This window comes from Streptomyces sp. 12E, from assembly GCF_055633275.1.
This window is the reverse complement of record NZ_JBVNCJ010000001.1, coordinates 7,005,298-7,022,283: the sequence shown is the minus strand read 5'-3', so window position 1 is coordinate 7,022,283 and position 16,986 is coordinate 7,005,298. Positions and strand designations below refer to the sequence as shown.

At 69.1% G+C, this 16,986-nt stretch carries 15 protein-coding genes and 2 pseudogenes; 7 read left to right on the top strand and 10 right to left on the bottom strand.

All coding sequences use genetic code 11. The features are described 5' to 3' along the window. Positions 1-74: 74 nt before the first annotated feature. The gene (locus ACZ8ZB_RS32305; RefSeq protein ID WP_470741109.1) at positions 75-1,052 is read right to left on the bottom strand and encodes an ABC transporter substrate-binding protein; all 978 of its coding nucleotides are present in this window, start codon (positions 1,050-1,052) and stop codon (positions 75-77) included. 86 nt (positions 1,053-1,138) lie between these two features. On the opposite strand from ACZ8ZB_RS32305, the gene ACZ8ZB_RS32300 reads away from it, so the two are divergent. Beyond that, complete coding sequence (locus tag ACZ8ZB_RS32300; protein ID WP_470741108.1) at positions 1,139-2,338, top strand: YncE family protein; 1,200 nt, start codon at positions 1,139-1,141, stop codon at positions 2,336-2,338. 226 nt (positions 2,339-2,564) lie between these two features. Here ACZ8ZB_RS32300 and aztD read toward each other — a convergent pair whose 3' ends face one another. The 4 genes from aztD to aztB all read right to left on the bottom strand — a co-directional run bounded on the left by aztD (position 2,565) and on the right by aztB (position 6,941). After that, a complete protein-coding gene (aztD, locus tag ACZ8ZB_RS32295; protein WP_470741107.1) occupies positions 2,565-3,767 on the bottom strand; it encodes a zinc metallochaperone AztD in 1,203 nt (400 codons plus the stop codon). A gap of 88 nt (positions 3,768-3,855) precedes the next feature. Further along, on the bottom strand, positions 3,856-4,833 hold the full coding sequence (gene aztC / locus ACZ8ZB_RS32290) for a zinc ABC transporter substrate-binding protein AztC (protein ID WP_470741106.1): 978 nt from the start codon (positions 4,831-4,833) through the stop codon (positions 3,856-3,858). Further along, positions 4,830-6,065, bottom strand: a complete 1,236-nt coding sequence (locus ACZ8ZB_RS32285) for a hypothetical protein (protein ID WP_470741105.1) — start codon at positions 6,063-6,065, stop codon at positions 4,830-4,832. Before ACZ8ZB_RS32285 ends, aztC begins: the two co-directional genes overlap by 4 nt. Positions 6,066-6,086: 21 nt before the next feature. Then, entirely contained in the window at positions 6,087-6,941 is an 855-nt protein-coding gene (aztB, locus tag ACZ8ZB_RS32280; RefSeq protein ID WP_470741104.1) for a zinc ABC transporter permease AztB, read from the bottom strand. Positions 6,942-6,956: 15 nt separating this feature from the next. Here aztB and aztA point away from each other — a divergent pair, with 15 nt between their 5' ends. Further along, positions 6,957-7,700, top strand: a complete 744-nt coding sequence (aztA, locus tag ACZ8ZB_RS32275; protein ID WP_470741103.1) for a zinc ABC transporter ATP-binding protein AztA — start codon at positions 6,957-6,959, stop codon at positions 7,698-7,700. 582 nt (positions 7,701-8,282) lie between these two features. Then, positions 8,283-8,615 carry a type II toxin-antitoxin system PemK/MazF family toxin gene (locus ACZ8ZB_RS32270; RefSeq protein WP_470741102.1) on the top strand — a complete coding sequence of 111 codons (333 nt, stop codon included), beginning with the start codon at positions 8,283-8,285 and terminating at the stop codon, positions 8,613-8,615. A gap of 578 nt (positions 8,616-9,193) precedes the next feature. On the opposite strand, the pseudogene ACZ8ZB_RS32265 reads toward ACZ8ZB_RS32270, so the two are convergent. After that, positions 9,194-9,367: pseudogene (locus ACZ8ZB_RS32265) on the bottom strand (pirin family protein); the annotation flags it as partial. Between the two features lie 255 nt (positions 9,368-9,622). Between ACZ8ZB_RS32265 and ACZ8ZB_RS32260 the strand changes: the two are divergent. Continuing rightward, positions 9,623-10,363 carry a tyrosine-type recombinase/integrase gene (locus ACZ8ZB_RS32260; RefSeq protein ID WP_470741101.1) on the top strand — a complete coding sequence of 247 codons (741 nt, stop codon included), beginning with the start codon at positions 9,623-9,625 and terminating at the stop codon, positions 10,361-10,363. Positions 10,364-10,416: 53 nt separating this feature from the next. Here the strand turns inward: ACZ8ZB_RS32260 and ACZ8ZB_RS32255 are convergent, their stop codons facing one another. Beyond that, a complete protein-coding gene (locus tag ACZ8ZB_RS32255; protein WP_470735662.1) occupies positions 10,417-10,719 on the bottom strand; it encodes a hypothetical protein in 303 nt (100 codons plus the stop codon). A 59-nt stretch (positions 10,720-10,778) separates the two neighbouring features. Further along, positions 10,779-11,848, bottom strand: a protein-coding gene (locus tag ACZ8ZB_RS32250) for an IS630 family transposase (RefSeq protein WP_470735661.1) whose coding sequence is annotated in 2 segments (ribosomal slippage) — positions 10,779-11,399 and positions 11,402-11,848 — 1,068 coding nt in all. Because the reading frame shifts where the segments join, the coding sequence is not laid out codon by codon here. A 76-nt stretch (positions 11,849-11,924) separates the two neighbouring features. On the opposite strand from ACZ8ZB_RS32250, the pseudogene ACZ8ZB_RS32245 reads away from it, so the two are divergent. Next, positions 11,925-12,185, top strand: a pseudogene (locus ACZ8ZB_RS32245) (tyrosine-type recombinase/integrase); the annotation flags it as partial. Between the two features lie 1,291 nt (positions 12,186-13,476). Here ACZ8ZB_RS32245 and ACZ8ZB_RS32240 read toward each other — a convergent pair. Beyond that, the gene (locus ACZ8ZB_RS32240; RefSeq protein WP_470741100.1) at positions 13,477-14,598 is read right to left on the bottom strand and encodes an XdhC family protein; all 1,122 of its coding nucleotides are present in this window, start codon (positions 14,596-14,598) and stop codon (positions 13,477-13,479) included. Between the two features lie 20 nt (positions 14,599-14,618). Continuing rightward, positions 14,619-15,461 (bottom strand): NAD(P)H-dependent flavin oxidoreductase, encoded by an 843-nt coding sequence (locus ACZ8ZB_RS32235; RefSeq protein WP_470741099.1) that lies wholly within the window; start codon positions 15,459-15,461, stop codon positions 14,619-14,621. A 12-nt stretch (positions 15,462-15,473) separates the two neighbouring features. On the opposite strand from ACZ8ZB_RS32235, the gene ACZ8ZB_RS32230 reads away from it, so the two are divergent. Together ACZ8ZB_RS32230 and ACZ8ZB_RS32225 are read left to right on the top strand one after the other, a co-directional pair. Continuing rightward, positions 15,474-16,286 (top strand): DnaB-like helicase N-terminal domain-containing protein, encoded by an 813-nt coding sequence (locus ACZ8ZB_RS32230; protein ID WP_470741098.1) that lies wholly within the window; start codon positions 15,474-15,476, stop codon positions 16,284-16,286. Between the two features lie 261 nt (positions 16,287-16,547). Beyond that, positions 16,548-16,787, top strand: coding sequence for a hypothetical protein (locus ACZ8ZB_RS32225; RefSeq protein WP_470741097.1), 240 nt, complete (start codon positions 16,548-16,550; stop codon positions 16,785-16,787). Positions 16,788-16,986: the final 199 nt, after the last annotated feature.

Here is a 16,986-nt window from a genome sequence, read left to right as displayed (position 1 = left end):
CCGTACGCCGTGCGACGGCCGCTGTCCGCCCGCCGCGGCGCGATCCGCCGCGGCGGGCGCCGAGAGGGGCGTCCTCACCGCAGTGCGGCCGTGGCCTCGTCGAGGACGAGGCCCAGCGAACGGGTGCCGCGCCCCTTGGCCCACACCTCTGAGTTCACCTCGTGGACATCGCCGTTCCTCACGGCCGGGATCTTGCCCCAGAGAGGGTTCTCGGCCAGCTTCTCCGAGAGCTTGCCGTCCGCGTCGCCGAAGCTCATCGTCTCGACGAACAGCACGTCGACGCCTTGGGCGAGGATCTCTTCGAGACTGTAACTGCCTTCCACACCGCGTGACTTCCACGGGTAGTCGGTGATCTTCGGGAACAGGCTGGCGGTCACGTCGCCCTCCGGGGTCGCGACGCCGAAGTTCTCGTCACTGCCGTAGATGATGAGAGCGGTCTTCCCGCTCGGGGCCTTCTCGGCCGCGGCGAGCTTGGCGCGGAAGGCCTTCTCGGCCTTCTCCCCCTCGGCGGTGCGGCCGGTGAGCGCGGCGACGTCGCGCAGGTACCCCACGCTGTCCTCCCACGTCTCGGGTTGCATCGCCCAGAACGTGGTGGCGCCCTTGAGCGCCGGGGCGAGTTTGCCGTGGGTGTCCCCCAGGCCGATCACGAGATCGGGCTTGTGGGAGAGGATCGCCTCCACCTCCGGGGCGATGAATCCGCCGGGGATGACGTCGACCTCCTCGGCCTTCTCCTCCCCCAGGAAGCCGGGGTGGGCGAGCAGTGCGCTGTTGGTGGCCGTCGGGACGACGCCCAGTTCGGTCAGGATGTCGTCGCAGAGCGCGAACAGGCAGACGATGCGCTCGGGTTCCTTCTCCAAGGAGACCTCGACGCCGTTCGTGTCGGTCAACTCCGTGGCCGCCTCGATGGGTGCGACGGTGACCTCGGTCCTCGCCGCGGGCTTGGCCTTGTCACCCGCGGGTTCTTCGGACAACGAGCCGCAGCCGACCAGGACGGAACCCACCACCGCTGCGGTGATCCAACTGCGGACGAATCTCGACGGTGAGCGCAGCATCGATGCCCTCGCTTCTTCTCAAGTACCGGGAACGCACTGAAGATACATGATAATCGTTTTCACCATCTCGGTTTCCGGAGGACCTCATGCCCGCTGCCACCCCCGTCCTGCTCGTCTCCGACCACGTGGACGGATCCGTCCACGTGCTGACCGTGCCGGACGGCGCCGTCGTGGGACGTCTCACCGGCCGTCATCTCTCCGAGCACGCCGGGTTCCTGGCGCTGCCGGGCGGGCGGGTGGCCTGCGTCGACGACCGTCGAGGGGAACTGCTGGTGCTCGATCCGTTCGCCGAGAAGCTCGTGGAACGCACGGTCCCGGTCGCGGTGCCGGCCGAGCACCTCGCCTGCGACCCGTCCGGTCGCCGGTTGGCCGTCACCACCGGTCTGGGCAGGAACACCGAACCGTGGTCGGACCTGCTGACGGTCATCGACCTGGCCACCGGAGAGACCGCGCGTGTACGCACGCGCGTCGGCGAACCGGGCGTGACGGTGCTGGGCGCCGGCGATCCGCTGGTCGTGCTGCGGCACAGGGAGCCCGGGGCGCTGGCCGTCCACCGGTTCGCGGACCTCCTCGCGGCTCCGCCCGGCTGCCCTGCGGCCGAACCCCACGCTCTCCTGCCGCTGCCGGACGACGGACACGGGGACGCACAGGCACCCGGCACGGGACACGTGTTCGCGGCCACGGGCGAGGGAGTGCACCGGGCCCGGAGAAAGGGCGACGCGCTCGCCGCCGAGACGACCATTCCATGGGGATCGCCCGCCCGGGGCTGGTACCTCCGGCTCGACACCCGCCGGCAGGCGCTGTGGTCCACGCTGCGCGGCGGTGACCCGGACCCCCTGCACTGGCCGGAATGGACCAACCAGGCTTGGCGCCACGACCTGGAGACGGGCCGGACGCTCCGCATGGAACTCGGTCCCGGACTCGTCTTCCGGCTGGCTCTCGCCCGGCGCCACACCGCTTTCACCCGCATCCACCCCGACGGCGACGAACTGGTCCTCCTGGGCACCGATGACGTCGTCCGTCGCCTTCCCCTGCCCGCCATGGACGGCGCTCCGCGTCGCGGCGGCACCCCCTGGGAGGGCGTCCAACGCCGAGCGGTGGCCGCCTCACCGGACTCCGACTGGATCGCGGTCACCCGGGGCGGCCACGGCGAGGTGCACATCGTCGACGCGCAGACGGGCCATGAGGCGACCCGTCTGCGGCTGGGTACACCGCTGCATCACGGTGGCCACATGACACTGCGCAGCCGGAACGACGGTGCCGACGGTGATCCCGTGGGCCGCTGACGGCACGGTCGGGCCGGCACGGTCCGCACGTCCGGAACAGCCGCCACCCGCAGGAGCGGATGTCCGGCATCGCGCCACGGTCCGGCCGGCGCAACCGGTCCGGCGTCCGGACGCCACGTCACTCGTCATGGCCGGCCGCTGGGTCCCGGCCCGCCGCGCGAGTGGTACGCGATGTGTCCTCGCCGCCGCAACCGGAAGGCCGCGGCGGCGAGGACACGGGGCGGGGTCAGTGTCCGGCGACGACGCCCGACAGCTCGTTGGTGCTCTCCGGCAGGGTGACGGAGGTGGTCTTCTTCCCCGTCTCCAGGTCGATGGCGTGCAGGGCCTTCTTGCCGGGCTCGGAGACGTACGCGGTGTGGTCGCGGACGAAGAGGGTGGGCCGGGCCCGCTGCCAGTCCAGTGGCTCCTGCCACTCGCCCACGGCGGGGATCTTCTTCTCGATCTTGCCGGTGTTCTGGTCGATGACGTGGATGGCGCCGTCGGTGCCGAGGACCAGGGCCTCGCCGTGCGGGCCGCGGGCCAGTGAGCGGAAGGAGTAGCTGGTGCCCAGCTCCACCAGGCGCAGCTTCTTCTTCTCGGTGTCGATGAGGGAGACGCGGGTGGGCCGCTCCAGCTCGGCCTCGGGGTCGGTCTTGTAGTCGCCCAGGAGGATCGGCGAGGTGTCGCTGCCGGCCTGGTTGCCGATGCGGCCGTAGTCGTCGGGGGCGTCGACCTTGGTGAACTCGCCGTCCTGGTAGATCAGGATGCCGTCCTCGCAGCCGACGGCGACGGCTTCGTTCTCGGCGGCCGCCTCACCGTGGACGCCGGGGCAGTCCTCGTTGCGCGCGATCTCCTTGTTGCTCTTGTCCAGCACCAGCGCGCCGGTGCGCTCCTCCTCGGTGCCCAGGGTGCTGAGGAGTTCGCCGTTGGCCAGTTCGATGGCGACGCCGTGGTGCGCCTCGGCGGAGGTGTAGGTGCGTCCTTCCGGCTTCTTGCCGCCGCTCAGGTCGGCGGGGTCGAAGACGTTGACCTCTCCGGTGCCGTCGGTGAAGAGCACCGTCCTGCCCGCGTGACGGACGACGTGTCCGGGCTTGGCGCCCTTGTACTCGATGTCGGTGAGGGCTCGGCCGGTGGCGTTCAGCACACGGAAGCCGCTGTCGGTGGAGACGACGACATGGTCCTCGTCGCCCGCGGGGTTGACCCGGTTGAAGCCGGGAAGCTCGATGGTCCCGGCGAGCTTCAGGCTCTCGCCGTCCAGGATGTACAGGCCGCCGTCGAAGGTGGCGACCAGCGGGTCCTTGACCTCTGCGGCGGGCGTGGCGCTCGCCGTGCCGTCGGCCTTGGCGTCGGCGGAGGAGGAGCCCTCCCCTCCGCAGGCGGTCAGGACCGTGGAGACCGCCAGGGCGAGTGCCGTGCCCGTAAGGGCTCTGTCGCGTATCGACTTGTTCATCGGTGTGTTCCTTTCCGCGCCGCCCGGTGGCGGCAGTGGGGTGTGGTGGTGCCGGCCCGTCGGCCGGTGTGCGGGGAGGCTCGGAAGGTCAGCCGCCGGTCAGGCCGTCGACCACGGCGGTGGTGTTGGCGCGCATCATCCGCAGGTAGGTGTCGGCGCCCTCGCCCTTGGCGGTCAGCGACTCCGAGTAGAGCTCGACGACCCGCACCTGGCCGCCCGTCTCCGTACGCAGCACCTCGGCGAGCCGTGCGGGCTGGGAGGAGTCGGCGAAGACGGTGCGTACGTCCGCCTTCTCCATCGCCTCGGTGAGTGAGCGCAGGTCCGAGGAGCTCGGTGAGGCCAGCGTGGTGCCGCTGGGGATGACCGCGCCGATCACCCGGAAGCCGAAGCGGTCGGCGAGGTAACCGAAGACGTGGTGGTTGGTCACCAGGGACCGCTCGTCCTCGGGAACGCGGTCGAAGGACTTCTCCATCCAGGCGGTGAGGCCGGTGAGTTCTCCGGCGTAGCGGTCGGCGTTGGCGCGTATCGTGTCGGCGTCCACGCCGCCGACGTGCTCGATGACCTGGTCGGCTATCAGGCCGGTGACCTTGCGCACCCGGTCGGGGTCGGTCCAGAAGTGCGGGTCGGGCTGCCCCTCGTCACCCTCGGGACCGCCGTCGTCGGCCGTGTGGAAGGTGAGCGGGTCGGCCGCCTCGCCGGCCGCGAAGGTGGCGACGCCGGACTCGCGGGCGGCGTCCACGTGCCGCAGGAGGTTCTCCTCGAGTCCCAGGCCGTTGTGGACGACCAGGTCGGCCCGTTCCAGCTCCGCGGCCTGCACCGCCGAGAGACCGAAGGAGTGCGGGTCGGCGTTGGGCTTCATCAGGACGGTGACGTCGGCCTCGTCACCGACGATCTCCCGGGTGACGTCGCCGAGGATGTTGGTCGTGACGACGATGCCGGGCTGATCGTCGTCGGTGGTGCAGGCGGTCGCGGCGGCAACCGTGACCAGGGCGAGCAGGCCCACGACCAGACTGCGCAGGCGTGCGATGCCCACCCTCGCGCGCTGCTTCGCCTCGGTCCCGCTCATCGGCCGGTCTCCGCCATGAGGACCGGCTTGACGTCCAGGTCGAAGGAGCGCGCGATGCGCAGGTCGTCGTTGTAGTCGATTTCGAACACCTTCTTGCCCTCGGGGTCGTTGACGTAGGCGCGGCTGCGGTCGACCTCGATGACGGGGGCGCTGCCGTCGGTGCCGGCCCGCTCTCCTCCCGTCAGGAGCGGCTTGGTCCGCGCGGTCCGCTTCCCGGTGGCGATGTCATAGCCGTGCAGCGAGCCGTCGGTCTCCAGGACGAGCAGCGGAGATCCCTCTCCGGCGGTGCCGACCGCGACGACCGGTCCGGTCGCCACCCGGGTCCAGGTCCGCTCGGTGACGTCGAGGACCCATACGGCGTCGTTCCCGGCCGGGGCGGTGAGGGTGTCGCTGCCGGATCGCCGGCGGAAGGAGGTGGCCCGTTCCTTCACCGGGACGTCCCTTCCGTAGGGGATCTCCTCGGCGGTGAAGGCGCCGTCCTGCGCACGGACGAGCAGGGCGCCGCCGGCGCAGCCCAGGACCACGCCGCGCCGGGTGACGGCATCACCTCGCGGCTCCTCGCACTCCACGTCCGGGGAGGCGACGCGCTCGCCCTCGCGGTCGAGGACGACGAGCTTGGCCGTGCCGCCCTCGTCCGCGAAGGCGAGCAGGTGCTCCTCGTACGGCACGACGGCGCCGGCGTAGGTGCCCGGCAGCGTCCGGGAGGACACGATCCTGCCCTTCTCCAGCTCGCTCCGCTCGTAGAGGACGGTGCGCCCGTCCTCGTCGGTCACCGCGGTCACGACGACGTCGCTGCGCACCTGCGCCCGGCTGCCCACGGGAAGCTCACCCACGTCCCTTGTCGCCGCGCTGTAGTAGTGGACGTGCTCCCCGTGGTCCACCATCCAGGCGCCGCTGTCGATCACGTGGGTGCCGCCGGTGGCGTGGAGGTAACCGAACCTGCCGTCCGTGCCCAGCCGGACGGCGCCTTTCACCCGGGCGGTCTTGTGCACCTTGCCGGTGATGAGGTCGAGAACCCTGCTGTTTCCGCTGTCGGGGTCGTTCAGGAGGAGCCGGGACTGCTGCTCGGCGGCCTCCTGGGCTCCCTCGACGTACCCGTGCGGAGCGGCGGAGGGGGAACCCGCCGCGGGACGGGGGGCGTCGCCCTTGTCTCCCGCGCAGCTCGTGGCGAGCAGCGCGGCGAGTACCAGTGCGGCCGAAGCCCACGGAGTGACGTTTCTGCGGACGGTCATGACGAGCGCCTCAGGCTTCTTTCAGTTGACTTCGAGTACGGGGGCGGGGACATGGCGCGCACGGCGGTGACGCAGCCCGGACAGCACGTGGGAGAGGAAGAACAGGCTCACCGCGAGGGCCGCGACGGTCGCGCCGGCGGCGGTGCTCAGGTGCCAGGACAGCAGCAGGCCGCCGAACGTGGCGCCGGCACCGAGCAGGGCGGCGAGCGCCATGACCCCGCGCACACTGCGGGCCCAGGGCAGAGCGGCCGCCGGCGGTGCGATGAGCAGCCCGAGGACGAGCAGCGTTCCCACGATGTGGAACGAGGCGACGATCGCCAGGCCGAGCAGGCCGAGCAGCACCGCGTGGGCCAGGCGCGGCCGCAGCCCCAGGGTCTGGGCCTTGCGCGAGTCGAACGCCAGGGCCAGGAACGCGCGGTGACCGAGGACCGACACCACCAGCGCCGCGAGCGACGCCGCCGCGAGCACGAGGAGGTCCTGCTGACGGACGGCGAGGACGTCACCGAAGAGGAAGCCGGTCAGGTCGACCGCGAAGGACTGCGAGCGCGACACGATGATCACGCCGAGCGAGAGCATACCGACGAACAACAGCCCGATGCCGGTGTCCTGGGACAGCCTCGCCGTACGGCCGAGCACGGTGACGCCGGCCGTCATGACGGCGGCGCTGGCCACCGCGCCCACCATCGGGTTCCCGCCGAACAGTGCGGCCAGCGCAACGCCCGGCAGCAGCCCGTGGGACATGGCGTCACCGAGGAAGGCCATCCCCCTCAGCACCACCCAGGTGCCCGCCAGCGCACAGATCGCGGACACGAGCATCCCGCCCCACAGGGCTCGCTGCACGAAGGTCACTTCGAAGGGGGCCGTCAACCATTCCATACCGAGGACACTACAATGAAAATCATGTTCAAAAAATCACGGCCCTCGCCCGCCCCGCCCCTGAAGCAAGCTGCTCGCATCCACTTCTCCGGGTTGTGCGCCGGCTATCCAGGCCGCCCAGTGCTCCGTGAAGTCAGCGCGGAAATACCCGAGTCGGCCGCAACGGCGCTCGTCGGGCCGAACGGCAGCGGCAAGTCGACCCTGCTCGGTGTGCTCGCCGGTGTGATCCATCCGACATCCGGAGACCTCCACCGCAACGGAGACCGGCCACCCGCGTTCGTACCGCAGCGCGGAGCCGTCGGCGACACCCTGCCGCTCACCGTCCGGCAGACCGTGGAGATGGGGCGCTGGGGCGAGCGCGGGCCGTGGCGCCGACTGACCCGTCAGGATCACGCGACCGTGGACGCGGCGCTCGACCGACTGGACATCCGGGACCTCGCCTCACGTCAACTGGGCGAGTTGTCGGGCGGGCAGCGTCAACGCGCGCTCATCGCGCAAGGGTTGGTGCAGGAGTCCGACCTGCTGCTCCTCGACGAGCCGACCACGGGTCTGGATCCGGAGGCGAGGGAGCGGATCGGAACGCTGCTGACCGCACTCGTCGCCGACGGGGTGACGGTCGTCCAGGCCACGCACGACCTGGAGGTCGCACGCGCGGCGGACGCCTGCCTCCTGCTCCAGGACGGCCGCCTCGCCGGACAAGGGCACCCGGACCGGGTTCTCACCACGTCGGCACTGGCCCGCGTCTGGCAACCACTCTGAAGAGCGGCAGCGCACCCAGCCGCAACGGCCTGGTCGAGATCGACGGCCGAGCGGAACTCCGACCCGGTCACCGAACGGGGATCACTGCGCCCTGGTGGCCCACTCCGCGCCCTGTCGCTTGCGCCGGCGCAGGCGTGGCAGTTCGTCGGGGCGTCACCGAGCCTGAACTCGTGACGGGCCGACCGTGAACTGCTCTGTGCCGTATCAGCGTTGGACGCAGTATCCACAAGGGAGCGGCCGACCGCCGAACGCCGGGCGATCCGGGAACGGTTACGGCTGGAGGCAGCCGGGCGACACGACTCCGCCAGACTCAGGACGCTCCGGAGTCCCTACCGAACCCGGGACGGTTCACTGCCCGGTCGTGGAGACGGTGACGCTTGGCCCCGGCCCCTGCGGAGAGCTTCTGCCAGGCCCCAGGCCCTCGAACGCCTCCTGCCGGCGGGCAGGGTCTACGCTGTGACCTGTGGTCACCGCGTGACCGTTCGTCTTCGCACACCGATGATCAACGGGTGGCCGCACCCGTCTCCGCAGCGCGCCGGGGTCGCACAGCGTCCGCCCGCCGTTCCTGTGTCAGGAGGGCATGTGCAACGTGGCGAAGTCTGGTGGGTGGAGTTCGACGAGCGGCGGCCGGTCGTGCTGCTGTCGGGAGACGAGGCGTCCGGGATCCGGGTGATGCAGGTCGTCGCACGGGCGGGTGTCGACATCACCGGTCTGGGCGTCGAAGTGGCAGTAGGCGCCGTGGAAGGACTGCCCTTTGAAGGCGTGCTGCGGTTCGCGTTGCCGCGTCCGGGCTTCACCCCTTGCACGTGGCTGACCACCGTGTCCCGGGACGACCTGATCGAGCGAGCGGGCGTTCTGCCCTCCGCGAAACTCAGCGAGATCGAGAACGCCCTCCGTCTCGGTGGACTCGGGTAGGCGGAGAAGGAACGGACGCCCGCGACGGCGTGGTCGGTCTCGTCCAGATGATCGACGCTGCCGGCCGTCTCCTCGGCGCCCCTCACGACCGAGATCACGGACTACGGCTGGAGCAGAGGGCCCGAGCGACGCATCGTTGCTTCCGAAGGGGAGGAGACCGGGGGCTCGGGCCGCTTGGCGCAAAGTCCGAATCGTGTACCCGCCCGCCGAGTACACCGCTTGTCGGATTCCCGCGAACAGCACACGTCTCCACGCCTGAGCGGCCGCCACGGGACAAGCCCGTCGGCTCCGGAGTCGGCATCAGCGAAGCGCTGTGGCGCCGAGGGCGCCTCATGAAGGGGCGAGTGGGGAGGGCACCGCCCCGCCACCTGCCTGACGATCCATCGGGAAAGCCGGTGAAAGGTCGGCACTGGTTCGACTGAAGCTGCCCGCAGATGCCCATGCATGGAGGACTGCGGACAGCATCAGAGGCGCCCGGAGGGCAGGAACCGAAGACCCGCGCCAGAGGGTGGCCACGTCACCGGGCAGGCTCAGCGGCGATCCTGCCCCCCTTGGTTCAGGACTCACGCTTCCACAGGTCAGCGCGCCCTCCCTCGTGGCTTCAAGGGCGCGTTCGGCAGCTCCGGCGCGGGCAGTGGAGCCCCTTCGTACCCGTGGACCTCGCCGAAACGGGTTCCCGTCATCCAGTCCTCGCGCGCCCGGACGATGTCGTCGTGCGACCGTCCGATGAAGTTCCACCACATAGCGAACTCCATCAGCGTTTCCGCACGTCAGCGGCGTTCCGGATGCCTGGCGGTCAGCAAACTGTCAGCATCAGTCGCGGGAGTCGGTCGGCCATGGGGCGGGATTCGCTGGTTCGTGGGATGGGGTCGTTCTTCAAGGAGTGTGAGCATCCGCGGTCGCGGTGGTCGAAGTGCCCGCACCCCTACAAGATCCGTTACCGGTCGGCGGCCGGGAAGCAGATGGAGGAGTCGGGGTTCGCGACCCAGGACGATGCCATCGAACGCTTGACGGATGTCTACAAGGCGAAGAAGGCCGCGCCGCGGGGGCGGGCGAAGGCGGAGCGGGTCTTGCTCTACGGGGCGATGCGCTTCCAGGAATACGCCGTGGAGTGGAAGGCCGGCCAGCGTGACCTGGGCCCGGCGTCGGTGCGACACCTGGACTCCCTGCTGGAGCATCACATGCTGCCGCTGCTGGGCAGCCGACGGATGAGCACCTTCGACCACAAGGTCGTCGAGCAGTTCTTGCGCGCCATGGAACGCGGCGGCGTCGGCCTGGCCACCCAGGCCAACGCCTTCGACAAGCTCCGGGCGATCCTGCTGGACGCCCACCGTCTCGGCCTGTACGAGGACAACCCCGTCACGGGGGTCAAGCCCCCGCAGTACGACCCGGGCCGCGCCGTCATCCCCTCACCTACGCAGCTGCAGCAGATACGGGCGGTCGGTGACGACCGGTTCCGGCTGATCGTGGACCTGATGAGCGGCTGCGGCCTGCGTAATGGCGAGGCCGCCGCGGTGAACCTGCGCAACATCGTCGCTGACGACGTCTACCGCATCACCGAACAGGTCAACCAGACCACCGGCCGCTACGCCCGGCTCAAGCATCGCAAGCCGGGCGACTACCGCGACGTGCCGCTGCCCGCTCACGTCCGCCACAGCATCGAGGCGTACGCCGCCACCCATGGCACTCACGACGGCTACCTCCTGCGGCACCCCCTCGACCCGTCACGGGCATTCCCGCACTACTGAACTTGAACTCGTGATGTCGGCTCAAGGGCTTGCTGTGCCGCAGGACGGCTGCTCTACGATCCCGTGCTTGCCAACCGTGAGGCGATGATCGCCACGAAGTGCTGCAAGACGGCGAACGGCAGTGTCTGCGTCTCGTCGAAGAAGACCTCTGCCGGCTTCTCCTCCTCGGGGGCGTAGGCAACCACTGTCACGGCTGCCGGTCCGGGAGCTGGTGAAGCAGGCATGGCAGGGGCTCTGCCCGGAACCATGCGGGCCTCGCTGAGCTCGAAATGGGTGGTCCGGCCCTCACCCGCACCAGTCTCGGTGGTGAGAGCGCAGTACGGATCACCGTCGTAGTCCCAGGTCAGCAAAGACATGGCGGTGATGCTGCCACACCTGCCGCCGCCAGCGACGGGCATAAAGACCACCGCATCCGTCAGCGGGCCGGATCGAAGCTCAGGCCGGTGCCGGCGAGGCAACCGTCGACCAGCTGCGGGCGGTACTGGATCTGCTTGAGTCGGTGTTTCACCGCCCGGGTGATCTGGCCGAGGTCGGCGGCGGCGAGGTTACCGATGTCGCGCTTGACCAGCGACCAGATGCCTTCCTGCGGATTCAGATCGGGAGCGTAGGCCGGCAGCTGGAACACAGTCAGCCACTCGGCGTTTGCGTCGATGAACTCCTTCATGCCTGCGGTCAGGTGGAGGCGGACGTTGTCCCAGACCAGCACGATTGGGCCGCCGAGCTGGATGCGGGCGCGGACGACCAGGTCGCGGAAGTCCCGCCAACCGAAGCCCTTCGGCTCATCCTTGCGGCCCTGGTACTCGCGGATCGCGTAAATGAGCCGGGACCGCTGACCCGGCTTGTAGCAGGCCATGCCTGCCATCGACACCCGTCCCGAGCCCCGCCTCCTGACCCGAACGACGGGCGTCCGGCCGATCCGGCCCCAGGTCCTGGCGCGCGGCGGAGTCATCGACTGGCCGGCTTCGTCCTCGAAAACGATCCAGGCCCCGCGCTCCGCCGCGATGCTCTTACCCGCGGCCAGGTCTCCTTCTTCCACACCTCGACCGCTGAGTCGTCCCGTTCAATTGCCCGCCGGGCGGGCTGCTGCCAGCTCCAGCCGTGCCGCTTCATCAGCCGCCAGGTGCCCTCAACCGTGTAGGAAACGTGGAACAGCCGGCTGATCAGCGTCTTGATCCGCGCGAGCGTCCACCGTTGGTCTGCCCAGCCATGGGCCAGCGGACCACGCTCCAACTCACTTTCCAGCCGCGCGATTTGTGCATCATTGAGCCGGGACCGCCCCGGGGAGCCCTTTGACAGGACCCCGGCCTCCCCAAGTTCGCGCCATGCCCGGCGCCACCGCTCCACTGACCGCTCGCTCACCCGCAGCGCGTCAGCAACCTCCGCGTTCTTCTGTCCCACCTGAAAACGCTCCACGGCCTGCTGCCGTACCCGTTCCCTTGCGGCCCTCCCCGCGTCGGTCAGACCACCGCCTTGCGCATATCTCACACCCCAGGGCTACCGGTACTGACGGCCGGCTGTCAGGCGAACAGCACCGACATCACCCAATCAAGTTCAGTACTACCTCAACAACCAGTGGCAGCGGGTCAAGACACAAGACGGAATCGACATCCCCGAGGGCATGGTCCTCTACAGCTTCCGGCACTTCTTCGCGTCCAACTGTCTCACCCACGGCATCGCCATCACCGACGTCGCCGAATGGATGGGACACAAGAACATCGACGTCACCTTCAAGATCTACCGCCACCTCATGCCCGGCTCCGTCAGCAAAGCCGCCAAACTCCTCGACCTCGACTTGACTTTTTCCGGCACTACGGGCCAGTAGCAGCAATGCTTGACCGCACATGACACCTAGTACTCAAGTGTGATTTTGCGATCTGTCCAATAGGTTCGTGGTCGGATCGTCGTCGGTAGTGGCTGTGTCGGTCTATTGCCTGGTGGGGTGATGCCGCCGCTGACCACGGTGCAGCACAGGAGAGGGATAGCGGTGAACCGAGACGGTCGGATTTCCGGTGCCCAGATGGATTGGCTGCGCGGAGTGCGGCCCTGGCTGATGCCGCCCACGATGTCTCGCTCGACAACCCGCTCGATCTTCCCCAAGGTGCACAGGTAATCGTACGGCCCGAGGTTGAGGGCGTAGGCGAGCGGCGGCCGAGACCGCCGCGGCTGTGGCAGGCGGCCCAACGGTCGGCCGATCCGTCGGGAAATCCTTTGGGGAACCTCCGGGTATCGCAAGGGCGGATCCGGGCAGCGGAGGGCAGCTCGGTCGGGCTCGTTGACGACCGCGGTGGCCGCCTTCCTTGGTCGAGGCGAACGGGCGCTCGCCATAAGAATCGCCCAAAATCTCCGGCTTCTTCTCGAATTTCGCGCACGCCATCTCACGCCTGTCATCGCCGTCCATGGTTTGGTGCAGCACGTTGCCGCCAATGAGACGCTTTTGACTGGGAGGTTGTGCTGTGCCCACCCACATTTAGTGGCTGCGGCGCCCCACTCGCTGATCGGAATTTCGAGAGCCGACTACTCCGAGGCAGTGCTTTCGACGCACCCGGTGCTGAGTCTGCCAAATGAACAACTCTACCCCACACAGGGTGGTGACGGTAAGTCATGAAGACGACGGACAGCCAATCGGTCATGAAACCGCAGACCTGCGCCCTGCATTCGACGTTCACCGGGAATCGACCGATGAACTTGGTGTCCGACCGTGAGAGTTCGACACGACAAGGCCGGCGACTCAGTGCGCTGTCTTCCATATCGAGACATCGAGGCCAGAACGCCAGCCGCACTTTCCCGCAAGGAAGAGATGCTCAACGTTCACGACCCGTCACCACCGAATGTGCGACAGAGCCGAACGATTTACAGTCCCTCATCACCGCGCCCAGGCAGGAACTGCAAGGGGATGCACCGATCGTTGCCTCCGGCCTGAGCCCGGCCTTCCTGTGCCCGCCCTCGCGGCCAGGGCGAAGAACGCCGAGGTGGCGCGCCGCCTGTGGCAGGTGTCCGAAGAACTGACAGGGATCACCTTTCCCCGCCGCTCTCTCGATGCGACGCAGAAGAGGAGAACGGACCCGTAAGCCCGGTACGCACCGAACGTGGTGTCGCCGTGTCCAGCAGATCGCTCAGGCCACCGGCCCGGACGCGCTGTCGTGGTGGATCGGGGTGCGGGCCCCGGTGAGGGGCACGCCGCTGCCGCCGCGCCGGCTCGCGACGATCTCCGCCGCGATGGACAGCGCCGTCTCCTCCGGGGTGCGGGCGCCCAGGTCCAGGCCGATCGGTGACCGCAGGCGGGCCAGCTCCGGTTCGGTCAGGCCGGCTTCGCGCAGGCGGGCGGTGCGGTCCAGGTGGGTGCGGCGGGAGCCCATCGCACCGACGTACGCCACCGGCAGCCGCAGCAGCGGCACGTCGAACTTCGCGTCGTGGGTCAGGACGCACAGCACCGTGCGCGCGTCGACCGGCGTGCGCTCCAGGTACTCGTGCGGCCACTCGACGACGATCTCGTCGGCCTCGGGGAAGCGGGCCTTCGTGGCGAAGACGGGCCGCGCGTCACACACCGTGACGTGGTGGCCGAGGAACTTGCCCACCCGGACCAGCGCCGACGCGAAGTCGACCGCACCGAAGACGATCATCCGGGGTGGGGGGACCGAGGACTCGACCAGCAGGGTGAGCGGTGCTCCGCAACGCGAACCCCCCTCCCCGATCTCCAGGGTGCCGGTGCGGCCGGCGTCCAGGAAGACGCCCGCCTCGGCGGCCACCGTGCGGTCCAGCTCCGGACGGTCGCCGAAGCCGCCCTCGTACGAGCCGTCCGGGCGGACCGTCAGTGCGCGGCCCGTCAGCTCCGCCGGTCCGCTCACGATCCGCGCCACCGCCACCGCCTCCCCTTGCGCGGCGGCGGCGAGCGCGGACGCGAGCAGCGGGCGGGCGGGATCCGCCGCCCGTACCGGGGCGACCAGGATGTCGATGACCCCGCCGCAGGTCAGACCCACGGCGAAGGCGTCCTCGTCGCTGTAGCCGAAGCGCTCCACGACGGTGTCGCCGTCCCTCAGCGCCTGCTCGCACAGCGCGTACACCGCGCCCTCCACGCAACCGCCCGAGACCGAGCCGATCGCCGCGCCGTCGGCGTCCACCGCGAGCGCGGCTCCGGGCCGGCGGGGCACGCTGCCGCCGACCGCCACCACGGTGGCCACCGCGAAGTCACGGCCCTGCCCGACCCACCGGTCCAGCTCCTCGGCGACGTCCAGCATCTTCCGGCCTCCTGGTCGGTTCAGGCCGACGACGCCCGACGAACAGCGGCCAGCCGTCCGGTGATCAGTTCCTCAGCCTCCGCCACGATGCGCCGCACGACGTCCCCGACGGTCGGAATGTCGTCGATGAGGCCCTGGGCCAGGCCGGCACTCCAGATGCCGGCGTCCAAGTCCCCGTCCTCGAACACCTTGCGCCCCCGAGCGCCGGCAACCAGGTCCCGTACGTCCGGGAACTCCCCTCCGTCGTGGAGTATGTCGACGACCTTCCGGCTGACGGAGTTGCTCGCGACCCGGGCGGTGTTGCGCAGGGGGCGGAAGATCAACTCGGTGTCGAGTTCACTGTTGGCGACGATCTGTTCCTTGACGCGCCGGTGCACGGGGGATTCCGCGGTGCACAGGAAGCGGGTGCCCATGTTGACGCCCTCGGCGCCCAGGGCGAGGGCGGCCACCAGACCGCGTCCGTCCGTGAAGCCGCCGGAGGCTATCACCGGAATGGACACCCGTTGCGTGGTCGCGGGAATGAGGACCAGGCCGGGGATGTCATCCTCACCTGGGTGGCCGGCGCACTCGAACCCGTCGATGCTCACCCCGTCGACGCCGATCTTCTCGGCCTTCACCGCGTGCCGGACGCTGGTGCACTTGTGCAGCACCTTCACCCCGTGGGCGCGGAACTCCGGGAGGTGTTCCGCGGGGTTGAAACCGGCGGTCTCGACGACTTTCACGCCGGATTCGATGATCGCGCGCCGGTACTCGTCGTACGGGGGCGGGTTGATCGACGGCAGGATGGTCAGGTTGACGCCGAACGGCTGGTGCTCAGCTTTGCCCGCGAGCAGACCCGCGGACTGAATGCCTCCTACCTCCACATCCTGGTCCAGATGTGCCCGTGGCCACACCATGCATCCGCCTACGCACAGATGGTGGAGGCCGATCATGCCCGCCGGGTACTACGCACCCACGCCCAGCGCCTCGCCCGGACCGCGACGGACCCCACCCTGCCCAACCCCGTCAACGCGACTCTGGCGGAAGCCGCCACCCTCTCCGACCTCCTGGAAGCACTCTCAGCCCGGTTCCGCCCCCACCCCGGTTCACTGCCGCGTACCCTCCGTCCCAGACCTACGGAGGCGCACCAGGTCTCCGAAGAAGCCCAGGACGAGGAGCGACTACTGCTCGCCACGGCGACCGCTCACCCCGCCGAAGTGGAGCAGATGCGATGGCTGACCGCGGACGACCTCACCCTCCCGCTGCACGCCGGCCTGTGGCAGTGCCTGACCACCCTGACCCGGCAGGCGGCCCCGGTCGACCCGGTCACCGTGCTGTGGGAGGCCCAGCAAAACGGTCTCCTCACCGCCGGAACAGAACCCGCCGACATCATCAGCCTCCTCTCTGCCGGAGCCGGCTGCCCGCGGTACTGGGGAGAGCGCATACTCCAACGCGCCCTCCTGACGACAGCCCACGAGACCGGACGCCGCATCGAGGCATACACCGACAGCTCGGCGACCACCCCATACCAGCTCGTCATCGGCAGCCGGCGTGCCCTGGCCAATCTCAACGCGCTCCGTACCCGCTGGGACCACGCCACCTCGCCAGCCCCTCCTAACAACCGTCCCCCGCGTACCAAAGTCGCGGCTCCGCCCCGAGCCGGACCGCCACGGGCCATCGCAGCGCCCACCGCTCGCATCTCCCGCTGACTCCGACCGTCGGCGGTCGGACTTCAGTCGCCGACTGCCGACAGAGAAAATTCTCGGCCGTCCCGGAAGACGACCGCTAGAAACCGTCATTTCTGCCAGTTACCTGCATCACCATGTTGCGGCCCTCAACCACCCCAGGAGGCGACCGCCAGCGCGATGGTTGCCACTCCACCCCGTAATCCTTTTGCGATCCTCGGTCCCCCGAAGGGTGGTGGATTCAACCGGTCACGGAAGTTCGTCGCCGCTCTCGTCCGTCACAGCATGGCCAGCTCGATGGGCCGGGTCGGTGCGGCGGGTGACAACCCCGCAATGAAGAGCTTCTTCGCGCTGTTGCAGAAGAACGTCCTCAACCGCCGTGCCCGGGCCACCCACCAGGAGCTGCGGCTCGCGATCGTGATTTGGATCAAGCGCATCTACCACCGGCGCCAGAAACGCTTGGCCCGATTGGCCCCCGTCAAGTACGAGACCATCATGACCCCACCCACAGCTCTGACTGCCTAGACCCCGCTGTCACCCGATCATGCAGCAGTCCCCATACCTAGCGAAAGAGGAACCCATCACTAGCCACAAGTCATATAGCGGGCCACCAAAAGGACACGGACAGCAGCTTGGCAAGAGCCGTAACCCAGCTGGCAGTAGCGCCCTGACGGTCTATGGCCCGTTAATTCTCAGCACTGCACTGAACTGCCTGGAACATCCG